The organism is Phytobacter ursingii (assembly GCF_001022135.1).
GTDB classification, from domain to species: Bacteria; Pseudomonadota; Gammaproteobacteria; order Enterobacterales; family Enterobacteriaceae; genus Phytobacter; species Phytobacter ursingii.
This window is the reverse complement of record NZ_CP011602.1, coordinates 4,498,120-4,523,311: the sequence shown is the minus strand read 5'-3', so window position 1 is coordinate 4,523,311 and position 25,192 is coordinate 4,498,120. Positions and strand designations below refer to the sequence as shown.

Below are 25,192 nucleotides of genomic sequence, written 5' to 3'. Positions count from 1 at the left end.
CAATTTAGATTGCAGAGCGGCGTCTTAATCTGCGTCAGGAATAGGACATGGGGCGGCCAGACGCCATAATCCTGGCGACAGCGCAGACGCAGCGTCGTGAACGGGCAATGCGAAATACCTTTGAGTTTACCGGTGTACCGGGAGTGAGTGCGCCCTGGCAACGGCGGCCGGGCGCATTCACAATCTGGCGCAGATAATGACGTTACTCCCCCTCGCCGGGGAAGAGGAATGGATTAATGGAACTGCGGGCGAACCCTTCCTGTTCCATTCGGGCATCGAGCACCAGCGAGGCTAAATCATCAGCAACAGGTTCCACGTTCGGATCTTTTTCCTGATACAGAATCTTTAGGTAGGTACCGCAATCGCCGCAGCTTTCGGCTTTGATTGCCGCCTTCTCGTTGTCCAGCGACCAGTAGTGTAAATCGCGTGTCTGCTCGCAGTTGCTGCATTTGACGCGCACCACGTGCCACTCGGTTTCACACAGATTACAGTGCAAATAGCGCAACCCCTGGGTTGTGCCGATATGCACAACGCTTGAAACAGGTATCGATCCGCATACCGGGCAGAACTGACGCTGCTCGCCATATTCCGCCCGGGCTTTGCCGGGGATGAGGCTTGCCATTTGCGACCAGTAGAGGGAAAGCGCAGCCCAAATAAACGGCGCTTTATCGCTGCTGACCGAACTAAAATCAGACGCAAACAGCGCGCTGGCCATTTGTTCCAGTTCCTGTTCGGAGGATTTTTCCAGATTTTCAATCACCGCCAGCGCGGGTCCACTCATCTCCGGCTTGAGTTCGGCAATGAGGGAATGCAGCAGTCGGTGCCAGTGCCTGTCGCGCGGCAGGACGTGAATATCCAGCGGCGGTTTGCCCTCGGCGGCGGCTTGTTTGATACGCGCTGTCAGATCGATCTCCAGCGGATGGTCGTACAGCACCACTTCCTGGGCATGGGCGATCAGCGCGGCAAAACGCAGGTAATCACCCAGCGGATTGTGCTCAGCTAACTCGCGCAGGCGCTCCGCCCGGCGGTTATAGAGATTTTTCAGTCTGGGGAATAATAACGGCGGAATGACCTCCGCCGTGCGTTTCTCGCTCTTCTCCAGCTCGTCTTGCGGGATTATGCGAATACTCATGCCGTAATGATTCCTGTCTTATGGCCCTCGCTCAGTATTGATGTAAGGGCGGAATGAATCTATTTATGATAACGGCATTTACGCAGGCAGCCATCCTTATTTAGGGCTATGTTTGAACCTGGTAGCGATATCCAATGCCGTGTACGGTGCGAATCAGTTGTGGGTGGCTGCTGTCCAGCTCAATGACTTTGCGCAGGCGAGAAATATGCTGATCCAGCGTGCGGCTGTTGGGAAAGTAGTCATAGCCCCAGGCGGCATCAAACAACATATCCCGGGTCACCACCTGATTTTTATTACTGTACAGACAGCTTAAAATCCGAACTTCCCTTAGCGTGAGCTCCAGTTTCTGCTCGCCGCGCTTCGCGCACAGTTCGTTGGGAAAAACCGTTAAATCGCCGAAAGGAAAACAGAGATTGGGTTGGGGAGCATTGTGGCTTAAGCAACGACGGGCGATAGTTTTTATCCGCGCCCGTAGCTCATGAATGCCAAAAGGCTTGCTGATGTAATCATCTGCCCCGAGTTCCAGCCCCACAACCCGGTCAATTTCTTCATCTTTGGCGGAGAGGAAGACAATCGGGATATGCTCGTTGTGCCGACGAATTTCACGGCACACGGCATAGCCATCCATTTCAGGCATCATAATATCCAGCAGCACGAAATCGGGCATGTCGCGATGGTAGCTCGTCAGCGCCGCACGACCATCGGGCGCGGCAATCAGCGTATAGCCCTCACGTGCAAGAGCATCCACAAGCCCCTGGCGGATATTGGCGTCATCTTCTGCAATCAGTATCTTCATGGTTTCATCCTTGAGGCAGTATCAGGGTAAAACATATGCCGGGGTTTTTCGCCGCGACGCGGATTTCCCCTTGCAGGCGTTGTGCCAGTTGGCGGGCGATAGTCAGACCAATGCCGGTCCCTGAAACACCTTCGGTAATGGATGATTTGACCCGATAAAACGGAAGAAAAATCATCTTTATCTCTTTCTCAGCAATGCCGGGTCCATAATCGCGAACGGCGATTTCAATCTGACCGGATACCGCTTGTGCCTCAATATCAACACGTTTTCCCTGGGCCGCATATTTTTCAGCATTACTCAAAAAATTGCTGATAATTTGCGTGATCATGTCACGATCGCTCCGTAACGTGACATTTCCAGGGCAGGCAATATGAATCTCTATTCCCTTTGCCTGCAGCGCCGGGGTGAAGATATGGGCAATCTCAGTGACAAGTTCTGACATATCCACCTCCCGGATATGCACGTTAGGTGCTCGGGTAAAGGTGAGGATGTTCTGGATAAGACGGGTTAACCGTTGTCCTTCCTGGGTGATAACGTCCAGATAGCGTCGTTCGTGCGTTTGTTCGTCATCCAGACCTTCGCGTAGCAGTTCAGCGTATAAGGTGATATTGGTCAGCGGGGTTTTGAGTTCATGTGACACCTGGCTGACAAAATCGACCTGTTGTCGGGCGAGACGTGCGGCGCGAGTGTATTCCCGCCACAGTAAATATCCCAGCAGGGCGACACCCGCCAGTAGCAGAACAATTAACGCACAGCCCCATATCCAGACGTGCCAGAGCGGAGCCTTCACACTATAAATGCTGATTTGCCACGTGGTCAGTGGGTAATCCAGCGTGTGGGAATCCAGAAGTGTTAACTGACTCAGAGTCGCCGGGGCGTTCTGATAAAGCTGGCGGCCATTCTCGGTCACCCTCACTATCAGCTGCGATTCCTGAGTGTCGACCTGAATGTTATTGGCGATGTCCATCATCATCTGCACATAAGAAAGACGAAAGCCGATTACCGCGCTGTCTTTTAGTCGCCAGTAAATAAGCAGCGGCTCCTGCGTTTCGTTGGTAATAAACCATCCGGCCTGCGGCGATTCTTGTTCACCGTGAGCGATATGGCTGGCAAGCTGACTGGGATCGTTGACCAGGGGAGTAAGCTGGCGCACCCACTCTTTATCCTCATTGCTTAACAGCTGACGCTCGTCGGGGAAAAGGAGCTGGTTTTTACGCATGATAAAAACGGCAGCAATATCATCGTCGCTCTCTTTTAGTGCGTTGAGCATGGCAGAATCGTCAGGATTGATAAAATCGCTGATGGCGTGAAGACGTGAAGCTTTTTGCTGCAGAAGCCCTTCGATACCGGCAAGTATGCTGGCGGTTTGTGTCCTGGCGAGGGTCTGCGCCTGGTACTGGCGTAGCAAAACCTCATGCTCCAGGGTGCGAAAGCCCAGATACGCAAGCAGGATAAAAAAAATCAGCGTGGCGATGAGAAAAATCGGCTTACTTCCGGGCATCCGGCACTCCTTGTGGATCAGTTCGATTTTGAGCTTTGGTTCTTCGTCTTGTAACTTTGCTCTTTCAGCGATTTGCGCGATGCCTCTTTGCTTTCAGATTCCATTTTCTCCAGCAACTTGAGGTTTTCCTCCGCGCTTGCCTGCGCTTTCTTTTTGGGTGCGGGAGCGCGGACAGGCAGGGCGTTCAACGCGTTTGCGCTATCCTGCAACACCGCTTTCGCTTCATCCATTTTGCCTTCGTCGATGAGCTTTAAGGCCTGCTCGTTCTGAATGGCTGATTTTTGAATGGCGGAGTCAACGACGACCTCTTCCACCTGTGCTTTTTGCACCTCATCGGCAGACGCGGTATAGCGAATGGCGACGGATTCATCCCAGCGATCTTTTTGGTGGGTGGCCAGATTGTCGTAGCTGACTTTCACTTCGGCCAGCGGCTTACTTTGCGTCGCATCACCTTTGGCCGGAAGCACTTCCAGCATGACATATTTCTCCTGGTTGGCGTAAAGCTGGTTCAGTTTTACGCTCACGGTATTGCCATGGATGTCGCCTTCACGCCCCAGCAGTCGCAACGGTTTTACGCCATTGTCCACTTTGATTTCTACCATCACATCCTGTGCGACAACGGACATCACATCGCCAAATTCATGGGCGAAGGCTTTTACCAGCGCGTCAGTGTTTTGCACAAAAACGTGGTTACCGTCGCTGTATTGCGCAATGGCGGCCATCAGATCTTCATTGTAGCCCTCACCAATTCCCATCGTCGTAACGGCAATGCCTTTACGGGCGGCAATTTTGCCCAGTTCCGCCAGTTCGCTGGTGGATGACGGACCCACGTTTGCCTGCCCGTCAGAAAGTAAAATAATGCGATTAACCTGCGCTTTATCGAGATATTTACTGGCTTCTTTAATGCCGCGACTGACACCAGCAAACAGCGCGGTGCCGCCACGCGGGGTGAGACGCTCACGAATCTGGCTGATGAGTTTCTCTTTATTATTGAGCTTGCTGGCCGGCACGATGACATCGACAACATCGTCATAAATCACGACAGAGAGCGTGTCCTGGCTACTCAGGGTGTTAACGGCCATCACTGCTGCTTCTGTCGCCTGCTGGATGCGATCGCCGCCCATTGAACCCGAACGGTCAATAACCAGCGCAAGATTAATGGGGCTACGCCTGGTGGCGCTGAGCGGGAACCCTGTCAGGGACACTTTCAGGTAGTTTTTTTCCTGCACATTTTCCAGCACCACGGGTGAGGCCAGGTCAGATTTGATGGTGACTTTCTGTACGGGTTGCTGCGCACTGGCATTGGCCGTCAGGGCCAGCAGAATGAATGCCAGAGCGGCAAAGAGGTGTTTAAGATTCACGATACGTCTCCTTGTCATAAGAATCGCCTCCATTCTGTTGCGGCCTGGCTCCGGGTTGGTCTGTTATCTGTATTAAGTTGTCAAAAATTTGTCAAAACGTCGCAATCGGGCAAAAAAAAACGCCGGAGAAAAACGTCTCCGGCGCCCAGTTATGCGTTCATGAACCCTGTGTCCTTACGGCAGGGGCTTATCCTGCTGTTTTTCGCGGACTTCACGGTACCAGCGCGGGTGATGTTTCTTCGCCCACGTTTTGGTGACCCAGCCTTCCACCATGGCGGTTATCGTGCCCTTCACCCACAGTGCGGCGTAGATGTGCACCATAATAACCACAATTAACGCTACGGCGGCAAACGAATGAACCATAATCGCAATTCGAATGACCGGGATAGAGAAAACGGGTGCGAAGTACGGACGCCACATGATGATGCCGCTCACCAGCAACAACACCAGGAAGAGAATCGCCGCCCAGAACACACATTTCTGGCCGAAGTTATAGCGCCCGGTATCCCCCACTTCCTCGTTGACGACGATCTTACGAATATTCTTCGCCCAAAAGATATCATCCCGATTGATGAGGTTGTGATGCCAGTAGCGGAAGAACATGATGATGAACGACGCGAACATTACCACCCCAACAAACGGGTGCAGAATGCGTGCCAGCTGCGGCGTACCCAGAATGTGCATCAACCAGTTAAAGGACGGGAAAAAGAATCCCAGCCCGCTCACCGCCGCCAGCACGAAGCAGAAGGCGGTGACCCAATGGTTGATGCGTTCCGGCGCCGTGTAGCGCACGATGGTGTCACGTCTTTTCATTTGCGCACCTCGTCTTTTTCTTCATGCAGATTGTCGTCTTCTTCCTCTGCGCGGTTTGGACCGACACCGACGTAGTGGAAGATACTGGCTGCGAATGTCGCGGCAAAACCCACCGCGGCCAGCGGCTTCCAGATACCTTTCCAGAACTTCACGGTGGCACTGATTTCCGGGTTTTCCGGCAGACCGTGATACAGATTCGGCTTATCGGCATGGTGCAGTACGTACATAACGTGCGTACCGCCGACGCCGGCCGGATCGTACAGGCCCGCATTGTCATAACCACGTGTTTTGAGCTCCGCCACGCGTTCGCCTGCCAGCGTTTTCATATCCTCTTTGCTACCGAAGTGGATAGCGCCGGTCGGACACGTTTTCACGCAGGCCGGTTCCTGACCGACGGTAACGCGGTCTACGCACAGCGTACATTTGTAGACGCGATTATCTTCCGGATTCAGGCGCGGTACGTTGAACGGGCAGCCCGCAATGCAGTAGCCACAGCCGATACACTGTTCAGACTGGAAGTCGACAATCCCGTTGGCATACTGAATGATAGCCCCTTCTGACGGGCACGCTTTCAGACAACCCGGATCGGCGCAGTGCATACAGCCATCTTTGCGGATAAGCCATTCCAGTTTGTCGTTCTGCTCCACCTCGGAAAAACGCATGACCGTCCATGACTTAGCGGTCAGGTCCGCCGGGTTATCGTAAACCCCGACGTTATGTCCCACTTCATCACGAATATCATTCCACTCCGAGCAGGCTACCTGACAGGCTTTACAACCAATACAGGTGGTGACGTCAATAAGCTTCGCCACTTCCTGTTGGTGGTCCCGCGCCTGAGGCGCGGGGGTAAAACCGTTGGTTGCGGAACGACGGATAATATCTTGAGATTGGTAAGCCATAATTCGTCTCCGCTAGACCTTTTCCACATTCACCAGGAACGCCTTAAACTCCGGCGTCTGGGTGTTTGCGTCACCGACAAACGGGGTAAGGGTGTTAGCGATAAAGCCTTTCTTCGCCACGCCTTCATAACCCCAGTGAATGGGAATACCGATGGTATTCACCTCTTTGCCGTGCACGTTCAGTGTCCGAATACGCTTGGTCACCACTGCCTTGGCTTTGATATAGCCGCGGTTGGAGGAGACTTTCACGGTATCGCCCTGGACGATCCCCAGCTTGCCCGCCAGTTTTTCACCGATTTCCACAAACTGCTCCGGCTGTGCGATCGCGTTAAGCAATGCATGCTTGGTCCAGTAGTGGAAGTGTTCGGTCAGACGGTACGTGGTGCCGACATAAGGGAACTTATCCGCTTTACCCATCGCGGCCATGTCGTCTTTAAAGACGCGCGCGGCCGGGTTAGAGACAACATTCGGGTGCAGTGGGTTAGTGCCCAGCGGTGTTTCAAACGGCTCATAATGTTCCGGGAACGGCCCTTCCGCCATCTTATCGATAGCGAACAGGCGGCCCAACCCTTCTGGTTGCATGATAAACGGCCCCGCATCGCTACCCGGTGCGGCAGTGCTGTAATCCGGAATATCCACGCCGCCCCATTTCGCCCCGTCCCATTTCAGAAGCTGGCGATTGGGATCCCACGGTTTACCCTGCGGATCTGCGGAAGCGCGGTTATACAGAATGCGACGGTTTAGCGGCCATGCCCATGCCCAGCCGAGCGTATTGCCAAGGCCTGACGGGTCGGCATTATCGCGTTTGGCCATCTGGTTGCCGTCCGGTGTCCAGCTACCGGCGAAAATCCAGCAGCCGCTGGAGGTGGTGCCGTCGTCACGCAATTGGGCGAACGAACTGAGTTGCTGACCTTTTTTCACCAGAACCGTATTGGTCACCGGATCGATGATATCCGCCAGCGCTTTCCCGTTGCTCTCCATCGCCACCTCTTCCGAAGCCGGTTCGTGTGGTGTGGAGTAGTTCCAGGTCATGCTCAGCACCTGTTCCGGGTTGGCGCCGCCCTCTTCGGCGTACATTTTGCGCAGGCGCAGGAAGATGCCCGCCAGAATTTCACCATCGGTAACCGCATCTCCCGGCGCATCCTGACCTTTCCAGTGCCATTGCAGCCAGCGACCGGAGTTGACGATAGAGCCGTTCTCTTCGGCAAAGCAGGTACAGGGCAGACGGAACACTTCGGTCTGAATTTTCGATGAGTCAACGTCGTTCGACTCACCGTGGTTTTGCCAGAACGTGGAGGTTTCCGTGTTCAGCGGGTCGATAGTGACCAGGAATTTCAGTTTCGACAGCGCCGCCACGACTTTGTTTTTGTTCGGGAACGACGCGACCGGATTGAAGCCCTGGCAGATGTAGCCGTTCACCTGACCTTTAAACATCATGTCGAAATACTGCAGGACGTCGTAGCTTTTATCCCACTTCGGCAGCCAGTCGAAGCCCCAGTTATTTTCTTTCGTCGCTTTTTCGCCATAGAAGGCTTTCATCATCGAGACGAAGAATTTTGGATAGTTGCCCCAGTAGTTGACCTGGCCCTGCAACAACGGTTTTGGCGTGTTGGCGGTCAGATAGGTCTGCAGGTCCGTCTGTTTTTCGCTTGGCAACGTCATGTAACCGGGCAGGCTTTGCGACAGCAGGCCCAGGTCGGTCAGTCCCTGAATATTGGAGTGACCACGCAGGGCGTTCACCCCGCCACCTGCCATCCCCATGTTGCCGAGCAGCAACTGGATCATCGCCATAGTGCGAATGTTTTGCGCACCCACAGAGTGCTGCGTCCAGCCCAGTGCGTACAGGAACGACGCGGTTTTGTCATGAGCACTGGTTTGCGCGATGTATTCGCAGACTTTCAGGAAATCCGCTTTTGGCGTGCCGCAAATGTTTTCCACTACTTCTGGCGTGTAACGAGAAACATGCTGTTTCAACAGGTTCCAGACACATCGCGGGTGAGTAAGGGTGGTGTCGCGTTTGGCGAAGCCCTGTTCATCCAGCTCATAGTTCCAGCTTGAACGGTCATATTTGCGTTTTTCCGCGTCATAGCCGGTAAACAGGCCATCTTCAAAGCCGAAATCTTCACGCACGATCAGACTGGCGTTGGTATAGGCCTCGGTGTATTCGCGGTTGTATTTTTCATTGGTCAGCAGATACAGCAGAACCCCGGAAAGGAAAGCGATATCCGTCCCGGAACGAATGGGCGTGTAAAAGTCCGCGACCGAAGCGGTTCGCGTAAATCGAGGATCGATAACGATTAATTTGGCGCCATTATGGATTTTTGCTTCCATCGCCCAGCGGAATCCCACCGGATGCGCTTCAGCAGCGTTTCCTCCCATCACGATGATGAGATTGGCGTTTTTCATATCTACCCAGTGGTTGGTCATCGCACCGCGACCAAATGTTGGAGCAAGACTTGCTACCGTTGGTCCGTGTCAGACACGCGCCTGGTTATCCACGGCGAGCATGCCGAGGGCGCGGGTAAATTTCTGGGTTAAATAACCGGTTTCGTTACTGGATGCGGAAGCGCACAGCATACCGGTGGAAAGCCAACGGTTAACGGTGGTGCCTTCAGCGTTTTGCGCGATGTAGTTGGCGTCGCGGTCTTGTTTGATCAGTTTTGCGATGCGATCAAACGCGTCTTCCCAGGTAATTTGTTGCCATTTGTCGGAGCCTGGCGCACGGTATTCCGGGTATTTCAGACGACTTTCTGAATGAATGAAATCCACCAGGCCTGCACCTTTCGGGCACAGCGCACCGCGGTTCACCGGGTGATCCGGGTCGCCTTCGATATGGAAAATAGATGCTTTGGCGTTTTTCGCGCCGTCGCCGAGGCTATACATTAACAGCCCACAGCCGACAGAACAGTATGTGCAGGTGTTTCGCGTTTCACGGGTGCGCAGTAATTTATATTGCCGCGTTTCCGCCAGCGCTACGCTGGGGGCAAAGCCCAGCGCCGCCGCCGTCGTACCTGCCATACCGCCAGCGCAGATCTTAAAGAACTGCCTTCTGCTGACCTGCATGGTTTGCTCCTTGTTTCGACATTGTCACGAGATTTTTTTACTTTGCGGTCGCCGCCGCAAAGGTACAAAATTGACGCTAATCCCCTGGCCCAAAAGGGGTATACGTCCAGAATATCATAATGTAGGTAAGACTGTTCTTATTCGGTTAAAACAACGTGAACAAAGTCCATACAGAACAACTCGAAAATGCAGACGTGATCACAGGTGCCCGCCGCGTTTCGCTGTGGTCGCGTAATGATCTGCAGCATTCCCGCCCTGATACCCTTGCGCAAGAGGTTCCTGTTGCCCTGGTCTATAACGGCATTTCTCATGTCGTGATGATGGCCTCGCCCAAAGACCTGGAGTGGTTTGCCGTCGGTTTTTCCTTGTCCGAAGGGATTATTGAAAGCCCGCGGGAAATCTTCGGTATGGAGGTCGTGCCGTCGTGTAACGGTCTGGAGGTACAGATTGAACTTTCCAGCCGTCGCTTTATGGGGCTGAAAGAGCGGCGTCGGGCGCTGGCTGGCCGAACAGGCTGCGGCGTATGTGGTGTGGAACAACTCAATGACATCGGTAAGCCTGTTGCGCCGCTGCCGTTTACGCAGACCTTTGATGTGGCAAATCTGGATCAAGCGCTGGCGCATCTCACCGATTTCCAGCCGATAGGCAAACTTACGGGGTGCACCCATGCGGCGGCGTGGATGCTGCCTTCCGGGCAACTTGTGGGTGGGCATGAGGATGTCGGGCGCCACGTGGCGTTGGATAAACTGCTGGGCCATCGCGCCGATGAAGGGGCATCCTGGCAGACGGGAGCAGCGTTAGTGTCCAGCCGTGCGAGTTATGAAATGGTACAAAAATCAGCCATGTGCGGCGTGGAAATTCTGTTCGCCGTCTCTGCGGCAACCACCCTGGCCGTTGAGGTTGCTGAGCGCTGTAACCTGACGCTGGTGGGGTTTTGTAAGCCGGGCAGGGCAACGATTTATACCCATCCGCAGCGTTTGATTGCAGGGTAAGATATAAATCAGTTTTTTTGAATGTTGAGAGCAAATTCTTCCGCTTTTTGTTGGTGAGGTTCAGGTCTACTATTTACTTCATCGAGGCACAACGCCTCATCTCAACAAACATTCAGAAGGGTTTATATCATGAAAAGCATCAAAACTTTTGTCGCAGTTATCGCTCTGGCTTCTTCTTTCGGTTCTTTCGCTGCACAGACAGTGACCGCCACCGCCTCCACAATGGACGGTGCAGAAGCGAAAATCGCCGCGCAGGCTCAGCAGGCGGGTGCCTCTTCTTACCACATCACCGAAGCTTTCACCGGTGACCGCGTGCACATGACCGCAGAACTGACCAAATAAGCGTAACACTGTCGAAAGAGCGCCTGCGGGCGCTTTTTTCGTTTCTGAATTACCCGGCTACCGCCGCTCCTCGTTTTAATCGCCAGTACGACACCAGCGTACTCAGCATAAACGTGCCTTCCATGACGATCGCCATCGGCGAGCCCGCCAGAATATTATTGATAAGCCAGCACAGACTGCCGCTCAGGGTAATCAGTCGTAATCCCGTCGCCGTTGACTGAAAGGCGGCAACCGTCATGAGCAAGCTGCCCGCCAGCGGGAAGATATCCGTTGCGTGCTGCCAGGTCAGCACGCTGCATAACACCGACGCGCAAAGAAATCCCCCTTTCACACGCTGGCTGGTGGTAACGGTCGCCAGAAGATATCGGCAGGCTGCCAGCGCCATCAGTCCGCAGGCGCTGACTTCACCGAGCAGCCAGAAATGGAGCGCCAGCAGGCTGGTAGAGCAGGCGAGAGTCTGTAGAGAGCGCTGGCGACGGACAAACTGAAAGGCCAGCACATCCAGGCCAAACGACAGGCCCGCCAGAATTTGTGAGAGGAAAAATGGTGTCATCGCATCGCCCGCAGCAGAAAAGGGGAGCAGCATAAGAAGGGTGGGCGTGTCGGTCATTAACCTTTGTTAAGACGCCCGCGAATTCGCGACAAACTCACCGGGGAGATACCGATGTAGCTGGCAAGATCTTTTTGCGTGAGTTGCTGCTCCCAGTCCGGAAAATGGGTCTGCACGTATTGCCAGCGCTGTTCGGGATTATTGAGCAAAAACATCTGCTCTTTCTTTTCTTTGTAAACCACCTGCTGACTGAGCAGCGCCAGTCGCGCGGCGAGGTGTTCGGGCTGATCGAGTAGGCGTAGCGGAATTTCGCAAAGCCTGCCGGGAGTGAGCATTTGCAGGCTGTAATCCGCCAGCGAACCGGTGAGCCAGCTCAGATAGAGAAAACAGCACTCCCCGGTGAAATAGAACTCTTTCACTCTTTCGTGGCCCTGTGCCGAGTGATACACCGCCCGGGCCGTCCCCTCCTGCAACCAAAACACGCTACGCTGTGGCTCCCCCTGACGTAGCAGAATATCCATCGCCGACACGCTACGCGTGCGCCCAAATTGCTGCAGGGCGGTGAGCCAGTCTGGGGTCATTTTTTACTCTCCTGGTGATTCAAATAATTTGAAAAATAAATGCAAATCATTCCGCTGTTTGTTGATGAGGTTAAGGGCTATTATTTCTTTCATCGAGGCGCAACGCCTCATCTCAACAAACATTCAGAAGGGTTTATATCATGAAAAGCATCAAAACTTTTGTCGCAGTTGTCGCTCTGGCTTCTTCTTTCGGTTCTTTCGCTGCGCAGACCGTCACCGCAACTGACTCTACACTGTCCGGTGCAGAAGCGAAAATTGCCGCTCAGGCGCAACAGGCTGGCGCGTCTTCATACCAGATTACCGAAGCTTTCACCGGTAACCAGGTCCATATGACTGCTGAACTGACCAAATAAGTTTTCCCGCATTGCCGCTGTCCCTGGCTCTTCGGAGCGGGGACAGGTTCTTTTTTTCCCCGGTTTACTCTCTCCCTCTTCTGAATTACCTCCCCATATGCCTCTTTTACGCTAAAAAATGCGGCTACAGTCACAAAATTACTCTCTGTCGAAACGCCGTAACGACGATTTTATTTCTCTGTTTTATCCCCACCATTATTTTTTTATAACCCAATGATTGAAAAGAAATTAATAAAAATACTGTGAGTTGCATCTCACTGGATTTATGTGATTTTTATCACAAATAATGAGTTGTTAATATCTCTGTCAATGGCTGGTGGTAACAAAATTATCCGTAAAATGTGACTTTCATTGCAAATATGCCCCTTGAAGTCAGGGAAAAATATTCGCACAGGCAGCCAGTGGGGAATTCGCGATGAAAATCGGTGTAGTCATTAGCGGTGGTGATGTATCGGGAATAAATAATTTTATTTTTCAAATCGCGAGACTGACGCAGGCAGAAATTACCCTGTTCAACGGAGGGATACCTGGTTTACTTGAAAAGAAACACAATGAAATTGACTGGCGGGATTTAGTGGATTTTTCCATTGCCTCTATCCCTATTATTACCTCTGGTCGCACAACCCGTAAATTAGTGCGAAGTGAATACGAAACGATTGCGAAAAAATTAAAGTCATTGCGAATTGATGTGCTGGTTATGGCGGGTGGTGACGGATCGCTGCAATTTTTGAATACGCTCAGTGAGTTTGATGTGAATTGTTTTGGCGTCGGCATGACGATTGATAATGATGTGTATGGCAGCGATTATTCGATTGGCTTTTCTACCGCTTGCGAACAAATTATCAAAGAAGTTTCCCGACTCAGAAATACCGGCCGGGCGTTACCCGGTCGTGTATTTATGGTGGAAGTCTTGGGTGGTTACTGTGGCGAGTTGACGCTGCAATCGGCGATCAAAAGCAATGCGGATATTGCTCTTATTCCGGAATGCCAGATCCCCATTGATGAGTTATCTCAACGTATTAAAGACCGCCTTGCCAGCCAGAACAGTGTGGTGATCCTGTGTTCCGAAGGTTACACCAGAGAGTATACGCCCGGTTTTCAGGGTGCTATCGACACCATGATCAAGCAGCTTGAACCACGGATTGGTGTGCGTATTCGTAAAACAATTATTGGCTATGGTCTACGTAACGGTGACCCCACCTGTGAAGAAATTTATCAGGGCACCATTATGGCCAGTGAAGTCGTACGTTGTATTCAATCTGGCATGAAGAATAAAGCCATTATTATCAATTCCAGTAATAAACCTATTCCGATTGATCTTGTTAGTATGAAAAAACGTCTGGTAGATACAGAAGGACATCCCTACAAACTGGCCAAACAACTCAATATTATTTGAGGAGATTTACATGCTTAAAGTTCTCTGCGTATGTGGCTGCGGCCTCGGCTCCAGCTTTGCGATCGAAATGAGCGCGAAAGCGGTGCTGAAAAAATTAGAAATTCCGGCAAAAGTTGAACACACGACAGTTTCAGAAGCCGGTGCATTTAAATCCGATATGATTTTGACACAAAAAGTCTTTGCCGACATTTTAACGGCAGATGCCAGTGAAGAAGAAATCAAACGAGTCGTTGTGCTTAATAAATTAACCGATAAAGAAGAGATCGAACAAAAAATTATCGCGTTCTTAAAACTGCATAACATGAAGGTAACTGACCATGAATAGCTTTGTTGAGTTTATCGTCAAGGATTTACTCGGGCAGGCATCGATATTAATTGCTTTTATTGCCATGCTCGGTTTGATCTTACAAAAGAAATCGCCGGGAAAAATTGCCGAGGGAACCTTTAAAACGCTGCTCGGTTTTTTAATCATGATGGCCGGTATCAATATTATCGTTGCCACCCTGACTTTCCTGAACGATATCTTCACCCACGGTTTTGGCATGAAAGGCTACATCACGGACGTTGCCGCCATCGCCGGGCTGGCGAACCGTGAACTGGGTTCCGAAGTGGCGCTGACGCTGATGGTGATTTTTGCGGTCAACATCATCATTGCCCGCCTGACGCCACTGAAATACATCTTCCTCACCGGGCAGGCGCTGTTGTGGATGGCGACCATCGGGGCGGTTATTGGTTATAAATCAGGTCTGACCGGGCTACCGCTGATCCTTACGGGCGGTATTTTTGGCGGCGCGATGGCGGTACTGATGCCTGCGCTGGCGCAACCGGTGGTCCGACGCATTACCGGTTCCGATGACGTGGCGCTGGGGCACTTCTGTACCATTGGCTACCTGGTCCAGGCGGCTGTCGCAAAAGTCGTGGGCAAAGGCTCCCGCTCTACGGAAGACCTGCAACTGCCGGACAACTTCAAATTCCTGCAGGATACCTATCTTGCCATGGCGGTGGTGATGGTGCCGATGTACCTCATCCCGGCAGTGGCGGCGGGCCCGGAATATATCAGCCAGTTCTCTCATGGCGTGAATTTTCTGATGTACGCCTTTATGCAATCCATTCAGTTTGTCGCCGGGGTGTTCGTCCTTTATAGCGGTGTGCGTCTGCTATTGAACGAACTGGTGCCTGCTTTCCGGGGGATCGCCATGCGCATCGTCCCGGACGCTAAACCGGCGCTCGATTGCCCGGTTCTGTTCCCCTACGCCCCGAATGCGGTCATCGTCGGCTTCCTGGCCACCACCGTCGGTTCGATTATCGGCATGCTGGTCTTCCCGATGTTTGGTCTGGCGATGATTCTGCCTGGCCTGCTGACTAACTTTTTTGCGGGCGGCACGGCAGGTGTCTTTGGTAACGCGCTGGGTGGGCGTCGTGGCGCGGTCATCGGTGGCGTTGTCCACGGCCTGTTTATCACCTTCCTCCCGGCCATCCTGGTGCCGATGCTGGAAAGTTACGGCTTTACCGGGGTGACGTTCAGTGACTCCGATGTCATCAGCTCTGGCCTGGTTCTGGGGCATGCCTTCCAGAATAACTGGCTGTTTGTCGGTCTGTTTATTGTCTTTGTTGCGTTCCTTGCCTGGTTTGTTAATGGCAAATCAGTAAAACCAAAAGGGGAGAAAGTCCATGAGTCTGCATAATTTCACTGCACTGTTAGAAATTGCCAAAGCGCGTCAATTTAAAGCTGTCGGATCGTTTAATTTACATTGTCTGGAAATGTTGCCCGCTTTTTTTAAAGCGGCAAAGCAAACTAACAGCCCATTGATGATTCAGATATCAACCGGAACGGCGCACTATCTGGGATATCAATTACTGGTTGATTCTGTGCGCTCATTATCGGCAAGCGAAAATGTACCTACTTGTTTGCATTTAGATCACTGCTCGGATATTAACGCGATTCAGACTGCAATCGACGCCGGATTTAGCTCAATTATGTACGACGGTTCGCATCTGGATATTGATGAGAATATTGCTAATACCCGTATTGTGGTGGAGATGGCGCGTCCACGCGGTATTTCGGTTGAAGCCGAACTGGGCGCGATTGGCGGTTCGGAAGACGGTAAGGCCGTGGCCGAAGAGGACATTTGCTTTACCACCGTGGAAGATGCGAAACGTTTTGTCGAGGAAACCCACGTGGACATGCTGGCGGTATCGGTCGGCACGGTACACGGGCTGTATACCGGTAAGGCGCAGATCCAGCATCAGCGTTTACAGGAGATAAGCGCCGCCACCGGCACGCCGCTGGTGCTGCATGGCGGAACCGGCGTCAGTGATGAGGATATGCGCAAGGCCGTGACCGAAGGGATCAATAAAGTGAACGTCGGCACGGAGATGAATGTGCAGTGGGTTGGCCAGTGCAAATCGACCTTTGAAAAAGGGAAGGTGAATGACAGCGTGCGTAAATTCCTGATCCCTGCCAACGATGCCGTCACCCAGGTGCTGGTCGAGAAAATGAATTTATTTAAATAATCCTGCATTACCACGTTAATTTTATTCCATAACCCTGGTGCTCCGGCACCCGTCGGGGCGGGAGTGAGTCATGTTTGAATCATTGAAGTCGTTGTGGAAAAAAGACGATACGGCGGTGGAAGAATATGACAGACAGGCTGAATTGCTGGCTGTCGATATTAAAACACTGGAAGGTAAACTGGTGGAGGATCCGCGAAATAGCGATGTGCAAAAACAATTAATGTTGCTGTATAACCGGGCATTAAATGTCTTTGCTAAAAGTAAACTGCATCGCCATGAAGTGGATTCTCTCTTTATTCGTATCGACGAATTGCGCAATATTATTCGGCGTAATATTTAGGGAGAACGGATGACGATTAAAGATCTTCTTATCGAAGCGGATGCGATTCAGGTTGGCGTAACGGAAAAGGACTGGAGGCAGGTGATCAGGCTCGCCGCCCGGCCTCTGATTAAGGGGGGCTATCTGGAGGCTCGCTATGGCGAAGCGGTGATCGACAGTACGCTGGAGCATGGTGCCTATTATGTGTTTGATGAGGGCATCGCCATGCCGCATGCCCGCCCGGAGTGCGGCGTGAAGCGCGACTGTTTTAGTCTGGTGTTATTGCAGGAACCGATACGCTTTGGCGAAAGTGAAGCGGCGGATATCGTCATTATGTTCGGTGCTCGCAACAGTAATGCGCATATTGAAGAAGGTATTCGCGCCATTGTTCATCTGCTGGATAACGATGACACGCTGGCGGCGCTGCGGGCGGCACGGACAAGGGAGGAGGTGGTGGCGCTGTTATGACTACGCAAATGAAAACGGTCGTGCTGGTCAACGGTGTACCGGCATCCGGGAAAACCACGGTGACACGCCAACTGTCGGAACGGTTTTCGCTACCCATTCTGACCATCGACGGCATCAAAGAGCCGTTTATGGCGCAGTTTAGCGAAATAGACCGGGCGTTTAATCGTAAGCTGGGCTGCGCGGCTTATGACGTCATCTGGTCGATTATTCGCCATGCGCCAGCAGGTTGCCCGTTTATTGTCGACGCCTGGTTTGGTTTTCAGCCGAAGGAGAAGCTGGTTGACTACCTGGAAAAGGCCGGGGTGACGCGGATACTGGAAGTCTGGAACGCGGTCGCCCCTGACGTCGCCGTCGCGCGGTATGCAAGGCGCCTTGGCGAACGACGGGTTGGCCACCCTGGCGAGGAATATCTGCCGGAGCTGGCGGTGCTGGCCGCCAACGCCGAACCAATGGCGCTTGGCCCGGTGTTTCGCTTTGAACAGGGAAGTGAAGAGAGCTACACCCGTCTGTTTAGCTGGCTGGATGCGCATTTGCTGCAGCAAAAAAAGGGATAGCGCCTGCGGGCGCTATTATGCCACCCCGGCCAGGCGTAACAGCGCGGTGACCACGGCGGCGGAGAGGATCACTACGATGAGCGGCATTTTGCGCCAGGCGAGAAACAGGGCAAACATCACCCCCAGCACGCGGGCCATGCCGGCGAAATGTTCACCTTCATACAGTGTTGCCGCCAGTGCCACGGAGAAGAGTAAGGTGGTCGCCGCATCAGACAACAGCGCCTGAGAGCGTTCTGACAGCGCCAGTTTGTTGCCGAGCTTTGCGCCGCCAAAGCGCATCAGCCAGGTCCCCACCGACAGCACTGCAATACCGATCATGACCAGCATGGTATTCGCCATTATTTCTTCCTCATCAGCAGCCCAGGTAAAGAGAGCAGTACCGGCAGGCCCACAGGCGTAAAAGGCACGGCGGCAAGGGACAGAACGGCGCCGCTGGCGGCACGAATCAGCGTGGTTTTCTTTTTCAGTGCGGGTAACACTAATGCCAGCAAAATAGCCGGGAAGACGGCATCCAGGCCGATGGTTTCCGGGGCAGGCAGCAGTTTTCCGACCCCCGCGCCAACAACGACGCCAAGCGGCCAGAGCAGGGCGATACCCAGTCCACATAGCCAATAGGCGGCTTTACGTTGTTCCGATGTCGGTTGCGCCAGGCCAAACACGACGCTTTCATCGTTCATAATGTGGCAGCCGAAGAAGCTTGCCGTACGCGTGCCCACCAGCTCGCGCACCGTAACGCCAAAGGGCAAATGGCGGGCATTCACCAGCAACCCGGCGACGGCAGCCGCCAGCGGATTACCGCCGCTGGCGACAATGCCAATGAACATGAATTCGGAGGCGCCCGCCAGCACCAGCGTGGACAGGGCGAGTGGCACCCACAGCGGAAAACCGTAGGCCATTGCCAGTGAACCGTAGGAGACGCCGACGACCCCAACCGCCAGACACACCAGCAATATGGCTTTGATCGTATCGCTTGTCAGGCTTGAGAAGTATTGTGTGAACATACAATTTTCAGCTATATCGAACGAGTTTCCATTATAATGAACACATCAGAATCGTTTTTCAAGGTGAACGATTCGTTCATTTTATAGAACACTGGAGTCGTATCATGACACAGCCAATTTGCATGATCGCCAAAAGTCTGGTGCGAGAACGCCTGCGAACCGGACTTTCACTGGCGGAAATTGCCCGCCGTGCCGGTATCGCGAAATCCACGCTTTCCCAGCTTGAGGCCGGAAATGGCAACCCCAGCATTGAGACCCTGTGGTCTTTGTGCGTAGCGCTGGACATCCCTTTTGCCCGTCTGCTGGAGCCGCAGGCCGTCAGAACACAGGTCATTCGGCGTGGCGAAGGCACGAAAGTGGTTGCCGAACTGGCCCACTACCAGGCGACGCTGCTCGCGACTTGCCCGCCGGGCGCGCGGCGTGACATCTATTTTCTGGATGCTCAACCTGGCGCTGATCGTATTTCTCAGCCGCATCCACCGGGTTCAGTTGAGCATATTATTGTGACACGTGGACGTGCGATGGTCGGGCTCATGGAAGCCCCGGAAGAGTTAAACGAAGGCGACTACATCTGCTACCCGGCGGATCTGCCGCATATTTTCAAAGCGCTGGCGCCGGATACTCAGGCGATTTTAGTCGCGGAGCAGAATTAAATATGCCTGCGTGTCATGCTGACACGCAGGTGATTTATAGTCTGTATCACTATATTCACGCCTCCTGATATTCAGAATTACGTCAATAAATCTTCTACACCACGTTTTATCCTGCCATTTTTGTTTGGTTCCGTTTTGCCTGTAAACATGAGATTGATATCACTCTTCCAGCAGTATGCGATTCGTATACTTCAATTGTGATTTCGGGGCTAATTATGTTTCTTGAAGAACGAAGACATCTTATTTGGCAATATTTAAATAAACATGAGCGTGGCACGGTTAATTATTTTTCTGCCTGTCATGGCGTATCTAAAGAAACGATACGTAGTGATTTAAATATTTTAGCAGAAATGGGGTTGGTACAACGTTGCCACGGCGGTGCGATTATTTTGCGGCGAAGTCTGCAATCGGAATTGATCTCTGAAACCGGCCGTGGATTTGAAGTTTTACTCCAGCCGATAGCCCACAGAAAACCACAGAACGATCATCAACAAAAAGGAAAAGTTATGCAGGGTAAGGTCTGTGTTTTTGGTTCATTCAATGTGGACATTGTCGCGCGGGTAGAACGTTTTCCGCGCGGGGGCGAGTCACTGCTGGCGCTGGCAAGCAGCCTTGGGCCTGGCGGTAAAGGCGCAAACCAGGCCACCGCTGCAAGTAAAGCCGGCGCGAAAGTTCATTTCGCAGCGAAAGTGGGAAAAGACCAGTTTAGCCAACTTGCCGCAGATCATTTGAACGCGTCCGAAATCCACTCTTATACCTTATATCAGTCTGATAGTGAGCCTACGGGTAATGCAATTATTTATGTGTCTCAGGAAAATGGTGAGAATATGATTGCCATTTATTCCGGAGCAAATAAAACCATTACCCATAGTGAAGTGCAGGCCATTGCCTCTGAATTGTCTTCATCCGATGTTTTATTGGTACAGCTTGAGAATAACCTTGATGCTATTGTGGCATTAATTGAAATGGCTCACGGATTAGGGAAAATCGTCATCCTTAATCCTGCACCGTGTTCAGACGAAATAATTCCATGTTTGCCCTTTGTCGATGTAATTACCCCCAATGAAACCGAAGCCTCTTTATTATCCGGGGTTGATGTTCGTGACCTGGATACTGCAAAAGAAGCCGCGCTCATTATTGCTGATATGGGTGCTAAGAAAGTGCTCATTACCATGGGTTCGCGTGGCGCATTGTTGCTCGATAACAAGCAATTTAGCCATATCCGCGCATTCCCGGCAGTCACGGTCGATACCACCGGCGCCGGGGATGCATTTAATGGCGCGCTGGCGGCTTCTCTCGCTGCCGGAAACAGCCTGGTTCAGGCCGCAACCTGGGCCTCTGCATTTGCCTCTCTCGCTGTAGAGCTGGAGGGGGCATCCAATATGCCTGACTTCGAACAGGCAACAGCACGACTCCGTACTCACAACTAATTCAGGACGAAAAAAATGAAAACCATTAACGGTATTGTTCCGGTCATGTTGACCCCTTTCACCGCCGATGAACAGATTGATTACCCGGCGCTGGCAAAACTGATCGACTGGTATCTGGAGAAAGGCGTCGACGCGCTGTTTGCGGTTTGCCAGTCGAGTGAAATGCAGTTCCTTTCCTTGCAAGAGCGCGTAGAACTTGCCCGCTTTGTGGTACAGCACGTTGATGGGCGTATTCCGGTGATCGCCTCCGGTCATATCAGCGATGATATCGAGGCGCAAAAAGAAGAGTTGTTAGCGATGGCGCAGACCAACATTGATGCGCTGGTGCTGGTCACTAACCATCTGGATCCGCGCAACGAGGGGAGCGAGACCTTTTTTGCCACTCTGAATACGCTGCTTGATACCCTGCCAAAAGAACTGCCTCTGGGGCTGTATGAATGCCCGGCGCCGTATCGTCGTCTGCTGACGGATGATGAGTTTAGTTGGTGCGCCAACAGCGGTCGTTTTGTGGTGTTGAAAGATGTGAGCTGCGACCTGCCGACCGTCGAACGCCGCGTCAAACTGGCGCGGGGCACGCCGTTGAATGTCATCAACGCCAACGCCGCTATTGCCTGGCCAGCGATTCTTGCGGGTTCACAGGGGTTCAGCGGCGTGTTCACTAACTTCCATCCAGAACTGTATAGCTGGCTGTGGCATCACGGTAAAACACAGCGCGAGCTTGCCGACGAACTGGCGATTTTCCTCTCTCTGGGCGCCGTGACTGAAACCCTGGGTTATCCCAAAAACGCCAAAATTTACCACCAGCGTCTGGGTACCTTTGACGATGTGACCTGCCGGGTAAACAAAGATGATGTGCTGACGAAATTCTGGGGGCTGACGGTGATCCTCGATCAAATCCGTGCCGGCACTGAGCTGTGGCAGACGCGCCTTGCGCGCTAATGCGGAGAGACTGTCATGATTGTGACCAGCCTTCAGACCTGGCCTGCCCAGGCCAGCGCGTATCATCCGGTCTTTCGCCGGGCGCTGGCGTTTATCGCGCAACATGATTTTAGGCATGAGAAGCCGGGGAAAATCGACATTATTCCGGGAAAACTTTTCTGCCTGTTGCAGGAGATGGACAGTGTGCCATTCAGTGATGCACGCCCGGAATCACACCGCCAGTTTATCGATATTCAGTACCTCATTTCCGGCCATGAAGTGATGGGAGTGAGTTCAGTGAGCTGCGGTAAACATCGCGTCGTGGAAGACCGTACGCCAGAACAGGACATTCTGTTCTGGCAGGTTAATGAGGATGAAAACCCGGTGACGCTGACCCCTGGTATGTTTGCCATTTTTTTCCCTGATGACATCCACCGCCCGTGTGCTCACCAGCCTGGCGATGCGCCATGCCACCTGCGCAAAGCGGTTATCAAAATTCACCGTGAACTTCTGGAGGAAACGGTATGAGTACTGTGCAATCTCCCGCTGAATCCGTTGTTAAAGCACCTGAACTTTCGCGTCGCCGCTGGGGCATCATCCTTATTCTGCTGCTGGCTGCAGTGGTGAACTATCTGGATCGCGCTAACCTGAGTATCGCCAACACAACGATTTCACAAGAGTTTGGTTTTTCTGCCACCCAAATGGGACTGCTGCTCTCTGCGTTTTTATGGCCATACGCGCTGGCGAACCTGCCTGCCGGGTGGCTGGTTGACCGCTTTGGCCCGAAAAAGATGTTTACCGGCGCGCTGGGGATGTGGTCTGCAGTGACCTTCCTGATGGGGTTTGTTAACACTTACAGCTTCTTCTATGGCCTGCGTATGCTGCTGGGGATTGCGGAATCACCGTTCTTCACCTCCGGCATTAAAATTACCCAGAGCTGGTTCTCGGAAAAAGAGCGTGGTCTGCCTACTTCTATCATCAACACCGGTTCGCAAATTGCGAATGCGATTGCACCGCCACTGCTGACCATACTGCTGCTGTGGGTGGGCTGGCGAGGCATGTTTATCGCCGTTGGGTTGTTAGGTCTGCCGTTGATTCTGGCCTGGCTTAAGTTCTATCGCGATCCTGATGCACGTGAAGCGATGCAGATCCACACCGGCCAGGTGACTACCGCCGCGTCGGACGAACCAAAAGGGAACTGGGGCACGTTATTTCGCAACAAGACGACCTGGTGCATGATTGCCGGTAACTTCTGCATTATGTTCACCATTTGGGTCTACCTGACCTGGTTGCCGGGATACCTGGAAAAATCCCTTGGCTTTAGCCTGAAACAAACCGGCCTGATTGCCTCAGTACCTTTCTTCGCCGGGATTCTCGGGGTGTTATGTGGTGGTACGCTGTCTGACCGCCTGGTGCGGCGGGGTGTTTCAGCGGTGACGGCGCGTAAGGTGCCAATTGTATTAGGCGCCGGGATGGCAGCCTGCTTCGTAATGCCGATTCCGTTCGTAAGCGATACTACAACCGCGATTACGCTGCTGACGCTGGGCTATTTCTGTTCGCAGATGCCTTCAGGGGTTATCTGGACGCTGGCGACGGATATGGCGCCGAAAGGGCAGGTGGCCTCGTTAGGGGCTATTCAGAACTTTGGTGGTTTCCTCGGGGCCGCGCTGGCGCCGATCGTCACCGGTATCATTCTGGATGTGACCGGTCAGTTCACCAATGTGTTTATTCTTGGCGGTTGCCTGTTATTTATGGGCGCCTGTTTCTACGGCTTCTTTGTGCGTAAACCGATTCGTTAATCACGGCTGATACCGTAAAAATAAGAAGCCCGACGGACAACCGCCGGGCTTTTTTATTCGCTTGACCCGTCCTGAACGCGTTTGCCGGATGGCGGCGCAGGCGCCTTATCCGGCCTACAAAATAATAGCTCCCCTTGCGGGGAGCTATTTCGTTTTTACGCCAGGTAAAACACTTCTTTGAGCTCTGCGCTCACCGGGCTGTTGTCCGGGTTGGCGGGCATCACATCGCGCATGTGTTTCCACCAGCGCTGGCAGACGTCGGTGTTGGCCACCGCGTTCCAGCGCTCTTCGGACTCAATGTCTACCGTCGCGAACAACAGGTTGCGTGCTTTATCGAGATAAATCGCGTAATGGTGTGCACCATGCGCTTTCAGCACCGCTTCCAGCTCGGGCCAGATAGGGTTATGGCGACGTTCATACTCTTCGTGTGCATCGGGGTTTACCTGCATCACAAAGGCCTTGCGGATCATAAGGCCTCCAGGTAGAGTTCGCGGACTTCATCGCGGCTTGCGGTGCGCGGGTTGCACGGCGCACAGGGATCCGCCAGCGCTTTGTCCAGCCAGCCTTCAATATCCTCTTTAGTGACGCCCAGCTTACTGAAACCAGATGGAATACCCACGCGCGCGCTGAGATCGCGAATCGCCTGAATGGCCGCCATGCTCGCGGCTTCGTCGCTCATGCCACGGGTATCAACGCCCATCGCCTGCGCCACGCGAGCAAAACGTGCCACGGCGTTGGGGCGGTTAAAGTTTTCGATGATCGGCAGCAGGATGGCGTTGCAGACGCCGTGCGGCAGGTTGTGAGTCGCCCCCGGCTGGTGGGCGAGAGCGTGGACCAGGCCAAGACCGGCGCTGTTGAATGCCATACCCGCCAGATACTGACCAAAGGCCATCTGCTCGCGTGCCTCCAGGTTATGACCATCGTCCACTGCTTTCGGTAGCCACAGGTTGATCAGGCGAATGGCTTCCAGCGCGTTGGCGTCGGTTAGCGGATGCGCGCCCACGGAGACGAAGGCTTCGACCGCGTGGGTCAGGGCGTCCATGCCGGTTGCGGCGGTGACGGAAGCCGGAATTTCCAGCATCACGCTGGCATCGTCCACGGCAATATCCGGGATGATGTTCGGGTCGATAATGACTTCTTTGACCTTACGAGCGCTGTCGATAATCACGGCGTTACTGGTCATCTCCGCGGCGGTCCCGGCGGTGGTGTTAATCGCCACCAGCGGCACACCTGCATTTTTCACTTTGCCGACGCCAGAATAGGCGGTGGAGGGGCCTGGGTTGGCGGTGAGGATTTTCACCGCTTTTGCGGTGTCGATCGGGCTGCCGCCGCCGAAGGCGATAACGTAATCGCAGCCCGCGGCTTTGTAGGCCGCATAGCCTTTTTGCACCAGTTCTTCGGTCGGGTTCGGGAAGACGTCATCGAACAGGTGATAGGCCATCTGGTGCGTTTTCAGCGCCGCAAACAGGCTATCGAGCAGGCCGAGTTTGACCAGTTGCCCGTCGGTGACAATCAGCGCTTTACCCCACTGTTTGCCAGCGACCAGGTTGACCATATCACTGATGGCGCCCGCGCCATGCAGGCTGATTTTGGGAAGGGCTAACATAAAGCTCATAATCTATCTCCATAATTGCTGTGATTTTTGTCCGGCGGCGAAACTCCATGTCGTCGGAAGTATTCTGTACCCCTCACCCCGGCCCTCTCCTCTGGGAGGAGAAGGGGAAGGCCGCACCGAGCAGTCCCCTCTCCCTGTGGGA

29 protein-coding genes are annotated in these 25,192 nt (G+C 53.2%); 16 read left to right on the top strand and 13 right to left on the bottom strand.

Annotated elements, in window-relative coordinates:
* The first annotated feature begins 47 nt into the window (after positions 1–47).
* On the top strand, positions 48–197 hold the full coding sequence (locus AB182_RS32400; protein WP_139153726.1) for a type II toxin-antitoxin system VapC family toxin: 150 nt from the start codon (positions 48–50) through the stop codon (positions 195–197).
* Positions 198–202: 5 nt separating this feature from the next.
* Here the strand turns inward: AB182_RS32400 and fdhE are convergent, their stop codons facing one another.
* From fdhE to fdnG, 7 genes are all read right to left on the bottom strand, one after another.
* Complete coding sequence (gene fdhE, locus AB182_RS24880; RefSeq protein WP_047372410.1) at positions 203–1,132, bottom strand: formate dehydrogenase accessory protein FdhE; 930 nt, start codon at positions 1,130–1,132, stop codon at positions 203–205.
* A gap of 106 nt (positions 1,133–1,238) precedes the next feature.
* Positions 1,239–1,928, bottom strand: a complete 690-nt coding sequence (locus tag AB182_RS24875) for a response regulator transcription factor (RefSeq protein ID WP_047372409.1) — start codon at positions 1,926–1,928, stop codon at positions 1,239–1,241.
* Positions 1,929–1,932: 4 nt separating this feature from the next.
* Complete coding sequence (locus tag AB182_RS24870; RefSeq protein WP_047372408.1) at positions 1,933–3,429, bottom strand: sensor histidine kinase; 1,497 nt, start codon at positions 3,427–3,429, stop codon at positions 1,933–1,935.
* A 17-nt stretch (positions 3,430–3,446) separates the two neighbouring features.
* A complete protein-coding gene (locus tag AB182_RS24865; RefSeq protein WP_052958920.1) occupies positions 3,447–4,790 on the bottom strand; it encodes a vWA domain-containing protein in 1,344 nt (447 codons plus the stop codon).
* Between the two features lie 174 nt (positions 4,791–4,964).
* Positions 4,965–5,603, bottom strand: a complete 639-nt coding sequence (gene fdoI, locus AB182_RS24860; protein ID WP_047372407.1) for a formate dehydrogenase cytochrome b556 subunit — start codon at positions 5,601–5,603, stop codon at positions 4,965–4,967.
* A complete protein-coding gene (gene fdxH, locus AB182_RS24855) occupies positions 5,600–6,502 on the bottom strand; it encodes a formate dehydrogenase subunit beta (RefSeq protein ID WP_039077360.1) in 903 nt (300 codons plus the stop codon). The genes fdoI and fdxH overlap by 4 nt, the downstream gene beginning before the upstream one ends.
* 12 nt (positions 6,503–6,514) lie before the next feature.
* Positions 6,515–9,565, bottom strand: a complete 3,051-nt coding sequence (gene fdnG, locus AB182_RS24850) for a formate dehydrogenase-N subunit alpha (protein WP_139153725.1) — start codon at positions 9,563–9,565, stop codon at positions 6,515–6,517.
* Between the two features lie 155 nt (positions 9,566–9,720).
* Between fdnG and fdhD the strand changes: the two genes are divergently transcribed.
* Positions 9,721–10,557 carry a formate dehydrogenase accessory sulfurtransferase FdhD gene (gene fdhD, locus AB182_RS24840; RefSeq protein WP_047372404.1) on the top strand — a complete coding sequence of 279 codons (837 nt, stop codon included), beginning with the start codon at positions 9,721–9,723 and terminating at the stop codon, positions 10,555–10,557.
* A 129-nt stretch (positions 10,558–10,686) separates the two neighbouring features.
* A complete protein-coding gene (locus tag AB182_RS24835) occupies positions 10,687–10,899 on the top strand; it encodes a YdgH/BhsA/McbA-like domain containing protein (RefSeq protein ID WP_047372403.1) in 213 nt (70 codons plus the stop codon).
* 49 nt (positions 10,900–10,948) lie between these two features.
* Here AB182_RS24835 and AB182_RS24830 read toward each other — a convergent pair whose 3' ends face one another.
* Both AB182_RS24830 and AB182_RS24825 read right to left on the bottom strand, forming a co-directional pair.
* Positions 10,949–11,452: a YgjV family protein gene (locus tag AB182_RS24830; protein ID WP_047373434.1), complete on the bottom strand. Its 504-nt coding sequence runs from the start codon at positions 11,450–11,452 to the stop codon at positions 10,949–10,951.
* 56 nt (positions 11,453–11,508) lie between these two features.
* Positions 11,509–12,030, bottom strand: a complete 522-nt coding sequence (locus AB182_RS24825) for a Crp/Fnr family transcriptional regulator (protein ID WP_047372402.1) — start codon at positions 12,028–12,030, stop codon at positions 11,509–11,511.
* Between the two features lie 140 nt (positions 12,031–12,170).
* On the opposite strand from AB182_RS24825, the gene AB182_RS24820 reads away from it, so the two are divergent.
* The 8 genes from AB182_RS24820 (at position 12,171) to AB182_RS24785 (ending at position 17,634) form a co-directional block, all read left to right on the top strand.
* Positions 12,171–12,383, top strand: a complete 213-nt coding sequence (locus AB182_RS24820) for a YdgH/BhsA/McbA-like domain containing protein (RefSeq protein WP_047372401.1) — start codon at positions 12,171–12,173, stop codon at positions 12,381–12,383.
* Positions 12,384–12,798: 415 nt separating this feature from the next.
* Entirely contained in the window at positions 12,799–13,779 is a 981-nt protein-coding gene (locus AB182_RS24815; RefSeq protein ID WP_047372400.1) for a 6-phosphofructokinase, read from the top strand.
* Between the two features lie 10 nt (positions 13,780–13,789).
* Complete coding sequence (locus tag AB182_RS24810; RefSeq protein WP_047372399.1) at positions 13,790–14,104, top strand: PTS sugar transporter subunit IIB; 315 nt, start codon at positions 13,790–13,792, stop codon at positions 14,102–14,104.
* Positions 14,097–15,464: a PTS sugar transporter subunit IIC gene (locus tag AB182_RS24805; RefSeq protein ID WP_047372398.1), complete on the top strand. Its 1,368-nt coding sequence runs from the start codon at positions 14,097–14,099 to the stop codon at positions 15,462–15,464. Before AB182_RS24810 ends, AB182_RS24805 begins: the two co-directional genes overlap by 8 nt.
* Positions 15,451–16,293, top strand: a complete 843-nt coding sequence (locus AB182_RS24800) for a class II fructose-bisphosphate aldolase (protein ID WP_047372397.1) — start codon at positions 15,451–15,453, stop codon at positions 16,291–16,293. The genes AB182_RS24805 and AB182_RS24800 overlap by 14 nt, the downstream gene beginning before the upstream one ends.
* A 70-nt stretch (positions 16,294–16,363) precedes the next feature.
* On the top strand, positions 16,364–16,633 hold the full coding sequence (locus AB182_RS24795; RefSeq protein ID WP_047372396.1) for a hypothetical protein: 270 nt from the start codon (positions 16,364–16,366) through the stop codon (positions 16,631–16,633).
* 9 nt (positions 16,634–16,642) lie between these two features.
* Positions 16,643–17,080, top strand: coding sequence for a PTS sugar transporter subunit IIA (locus tag AB182_RS24790; protein ID WP_047372395.1), 438 nt, complete (start codon positions 16,643–16,645; stop codon positions 17,078–17,080).
* Positions 17,077–17,634, top strand: a complete 558-nt coding sequence (locus AB182_RS24785; protein ID WP_071845951.1) for an AAA family ATPase — start codon at positions 17,077–17,079, stop codon at positions 17,632–17,634. The genes AB182_RS24790 and AB182_RS24785 overlap by 4 nt, the downstream gene beginning before the upstream one ends.
* A gap of 15 nt (positions 17,635–17,649) precedes the next feature.
* Here AB182_RS24785 and AB182_RS24780 read toward each other — a convergent pair whose 3' ends face one another.
* Together AB182_RS24780 and AB182_RS24775 are read right to left on the bottom strand one after the other, a co-directional pair.
* Positions 17,650–17,973: an AzlD domain-containing protein gene (locus AB182_RS24780; RefSeq protein ID WP_047372394.1), complete on the bottom strand. Its 324-nt coding sequence runs from the start codon at positions 17,971–17,973 to the stop codon at positions 17,650–17,652.
* Complete coding sequence (locus tag AB182_RS24775; RefSeq protein WP_047372393.1) at positions 17,973–18,635, bottom strand: AzlC family ABC transporter permease; 663 nt, start codon at positions 18,633–18,635, stop codon at positions 17,973–17,975. Before AB182_RS24775 ends, AB182_RS24780 begins: the two co-directional genes overlap by 1 nt.
* A gap of 104 nt (positions 18,636–18,739) precedes the next feature.
* On the opposite strand from AB182_RS24775, the gene AB182_RS24770 reads away from it, so the two are divergent.
* From AB182_RS24770 to AB182_RS24750, 5 genes are all read left to right on the top strand, one after another.
* Positions 18,740–19,288, top strand: coding sequence for a helix-turn-helix domain-containing protein (locus AB182_RS24770; protein WP_047372392.1), 549 nt, complete (start codon positions 18,740–18,742; stop codon positions 19,286–19,288).
* 215 nt (positions 19,289–19,503) lie between these two features.
* Positions 19,504–20,718: a PfkB family carbohydrate kinase gene (locus AB182_RS24765; RefSeq protein ID WP_047372391.1), complete on the top strand. Its 1,215-nt coding sequence runs from the start codon at positions 19,504–19,506 to the stop codon at positions 20,716–20,718.
* 15 nt (positions 20,719–20,733) lie between these two features.
* Positions 20,734–21,657, top strand: a complete 924-nt coding sequence (locus AB182_RS24760; RefSeq protein ID WP_047372390.1) for a dihydrodipicolinate synthase family protein — start codon at positions 20,734–20,736, stop codon at positions 21,655–21,657.
* A 15-nt stretch (positions 21,658–21,672) separates the two neighbouring features.
* Positions 21,673–22,164, top strand: a complete 492-nt coding sequence (locus tag AB182_RS24755; protein ID WP_047372389.1) for a YhcH/YjgK/YiaL family protein — start codon at positions 21,673–21,675, stop codon at positions 22,162–22,164.
* The gene (locus AB182_RS24750; protein ID WP_047372388.1) at positions 22,161–23,435 is read left to right on the top strand and encodes an MFS transporter; all 1,275 of its coding nucleotides are present in this window, start codon (positions 22,161–22,163) and stop codon (positions 23,433–23,435) included. The genes AB182_RS24755 and AB182_RS24750 overlap by 4 nt, the downstream gene beginning before the upstream one ends.
* Positions 23,436–23,590: 155 nt before the next feature.
* Here AB182_RS24750 and rhaM read toward each other — a convergent pair whose 3' ends face one another.
* Together rhaM and fucO are read right to left on the bottom strand one after the other, a co-directional pair.
* Positions 23,591–23,905 carry an L-rhamnose mutarotase gene (gene rhaM, locus AB182_RS24745; protein WP_047372387.1) on the bottom strand — a complete coding sequence of 105 codons (315 nt, stop codon included), beginning with the start codon at positions 23,903–23,905 and terminating at the stop codon, positions 23,591–23,593.
* Positions 23,902–25,050: a lactaldehyde reductase gene (fucO, locus tag AB182_RS24740; RefSeq protein ID WP_047372386.1), complete on the bottom strand. Its 1,149-nt coding sequence runs from the start codon at positions 25,048–25,050 to the stop codon at positions 23,902–23,904. The genes rhaM and fucO overlap by 4 nt, the downstream gene beginning before the upstream one ends.
* Between the last annotated feature and the right edge of the window lie 142 nt (positions 25,051–25,192).

What these genes read in the sequence shown, in the direction of transcription:
- fucO (WP_047372386.1), bottom strand. Translation starts at nt 25,050, where the DNA reads ATGAGCTTTATGTTAGCCCTTCCCAAAATCAGCCTGCATGGCGCGGGC.
- AB182_RS24765 (WP_047372391.1), top strand. Translation starts at nt 19,504, where the DNA reads ATGTTTCTTGAAGAACGAAGACATCTTATTTGGCAATATTTAAATAAA.
- AB182_RS24755 (WP_047372389.1), top strand. Translation starts at nt 21,673, where the DNA reads ATGATTGTGACCAGCCTTCAGACCTGGCCTGCCCAGGCCAGCGCGTAT.
- AB182_RS24820 (WP_047372401.1), top strand. Translation starts at nt 12,171, where the DNA reads ATGAAAAGCATCAAAACTTTTGTCGCAGTTGTCGCTCTGGCTTCTTCT.
- AB182_RS24835 (WP_047372403.1), top strand. Translation starts at nt 10,687, where the DNA reads ATGAAAAGCATCAAAACTTTTGTCGCAGTTATCGCTCTGGCTTCTTCT.
- AB182_RS24875 (WP_047372409.1), bottom strand. Translation starts at nt 1,928, where the DNA reads ATGAAGATACTGATTGCAGAAGATGACGCCAATATCCGCCAGGGGCTT.
- AB182_RS24780 (WP_047372394.1), bottom strand. Translation starts at nt 17,973, where the DNA reads ATGGCGAATACCATGCTGGTCATGATCGGTATTGCAGTGCTGTCGGTG.
- AB182_RS24870 (WP_047372408.1), bottom strand. Translation starts at nt 3,429, where the DNA reads ATGCCCGGAAGTAAGCCGATTTTTCTCATCGCCACGCTGATTTTTTTT.
- fdoI (WP_047372407.1), bottom strand. Translation starts at nt 5,603, where the DNA reads ATGAAAAGACGTGACACCATCGTGCGCTACACGGCGCCGGAACGCATC.
- AB182_RS24800 (WP_047372397.1), top strand. Translation starts at nt 15,451, where the DNA reads ATGAGTCTGCATAATTTCACTGCACTGTTAGAAATTGCCAAAGCGCGT.
- AB182_RS24825 (WP_047372402.1), bottom strand. Translation starts at nt 12,030, where the DNA reads ATGACCCCAGACTGGCTCACCGCCCTGCAGCAATTTGGGCGCACGCGT.
- AB182_RS24750 (WP_047372388.1), top strand. Translation starts at nt 22,161, where the DNA reads ATGAGTACTGTGCAATCTCCCGCTGAATCCGTTGTTAAAGCACCTGAA.
- fdhE (WP_047372410.1), bottom strand. Translation starts at nt 1,132, where the DNA reads ATGAGTATTCGCATAATCCCGCAAGACGAGCTGGAGAAGAGCGAGAAA.
- AB182_RS24775 (WP_047372393.1), bottom strand. Translation starts at nt 18,635, where the DNA reads ATGTTCACACAATACTTCTCAAGCCTGACAAGCGATACGATCAAAGCC.
- AB182_RS24795 (WP_047372396.1), top strand. Translation starts at nt 16,364, where the DNA reads ATGTTTGAATCATTGAAGTCGTTGTGGAAAAAAGACGATACGGCGGTG.
- AB182_RS24790 (WP_047372395.1), top strand. Translation starts at nt 16,643, where the DNA reads ATGACGATTAAAGATCTTCTTATCGAAGCGGATGCGATTCAGGTTGGC.
- AB182_RS24830 (WP_047373434.1), bottom strand. Translation starts at nt 11,452, where the DNA reads ATGACACCATTTTTCCTCTCACAAATTCTGGCGGGCCTGTCGTTTGGC.
- AB182_RS24785 (WP_071845951.1), top strand. Translation starts at nt 17,077, where the DNA reads ATGACTACGCAAATGAAAACGGTCGTGCTGGTCAACGGTGTACCGGCA.
- AB182_RS24770 (WP_047372392.1), top strand. Translation starts at nt 18,740, where the DNA reads ATGACACAGCCAATTTGCATGATCGCCAAAAGTCTGGTGCGAGAACGC.
- fdxH (WP_039077360.1), bottom strand. Translation starts at nt 6,502, where the DNA reads ATGGCTTACCAATCTCAAGATATTATCCGTCGTTCCGCAACCAACGGT.
- AB182_RS24805 (WP_047372398.1), top strand. Translation starts at nt 14,097, where the DNA reads ATGAATAGCTTTGTTGAGTTTATCGTCAAGGATTTACTCGGGCAGGCA.
- rhaM (WP_047372387.1), bottom strand. Translation starts at nt 23,905, where the DNA reads ATGATCCGCAAGGCCTTTGTGATGCAGGTAAACCCCGATGCACACGAA.
- AB182_RS24815 (WP_047372400.1), top strand. Translation starts at nt 12,799, where the DNA reads ATGAAAATCGGTGTAGTCATTAGCGGTGGTGATGTATCGGGAATAAAT.
- AB182_RS32400 (WP_139153726.1), top strand. Translation starts at nt 48, where the DNA reads ATGGGGCGGCCAGACGCCATAATCCTGGCGACAGCGCAGACGCAGCGT.
- AB182_RS24810 (WP_047372399.1), top strand. Translation starts at nt 13,790, where the DNA reads ATGCTTAAAGTTCTCTGCGTATGTGGCTGCGGCCTCGGCTCCAGCTTT.
- AB182_RS24760 (WP_047372390.1), top strand. Translation starts at nt 20,734, where the DNA reads ATGAAAACCATTAACGGTATTGTTCCGGTCATGTTGACCCCTTTCACC.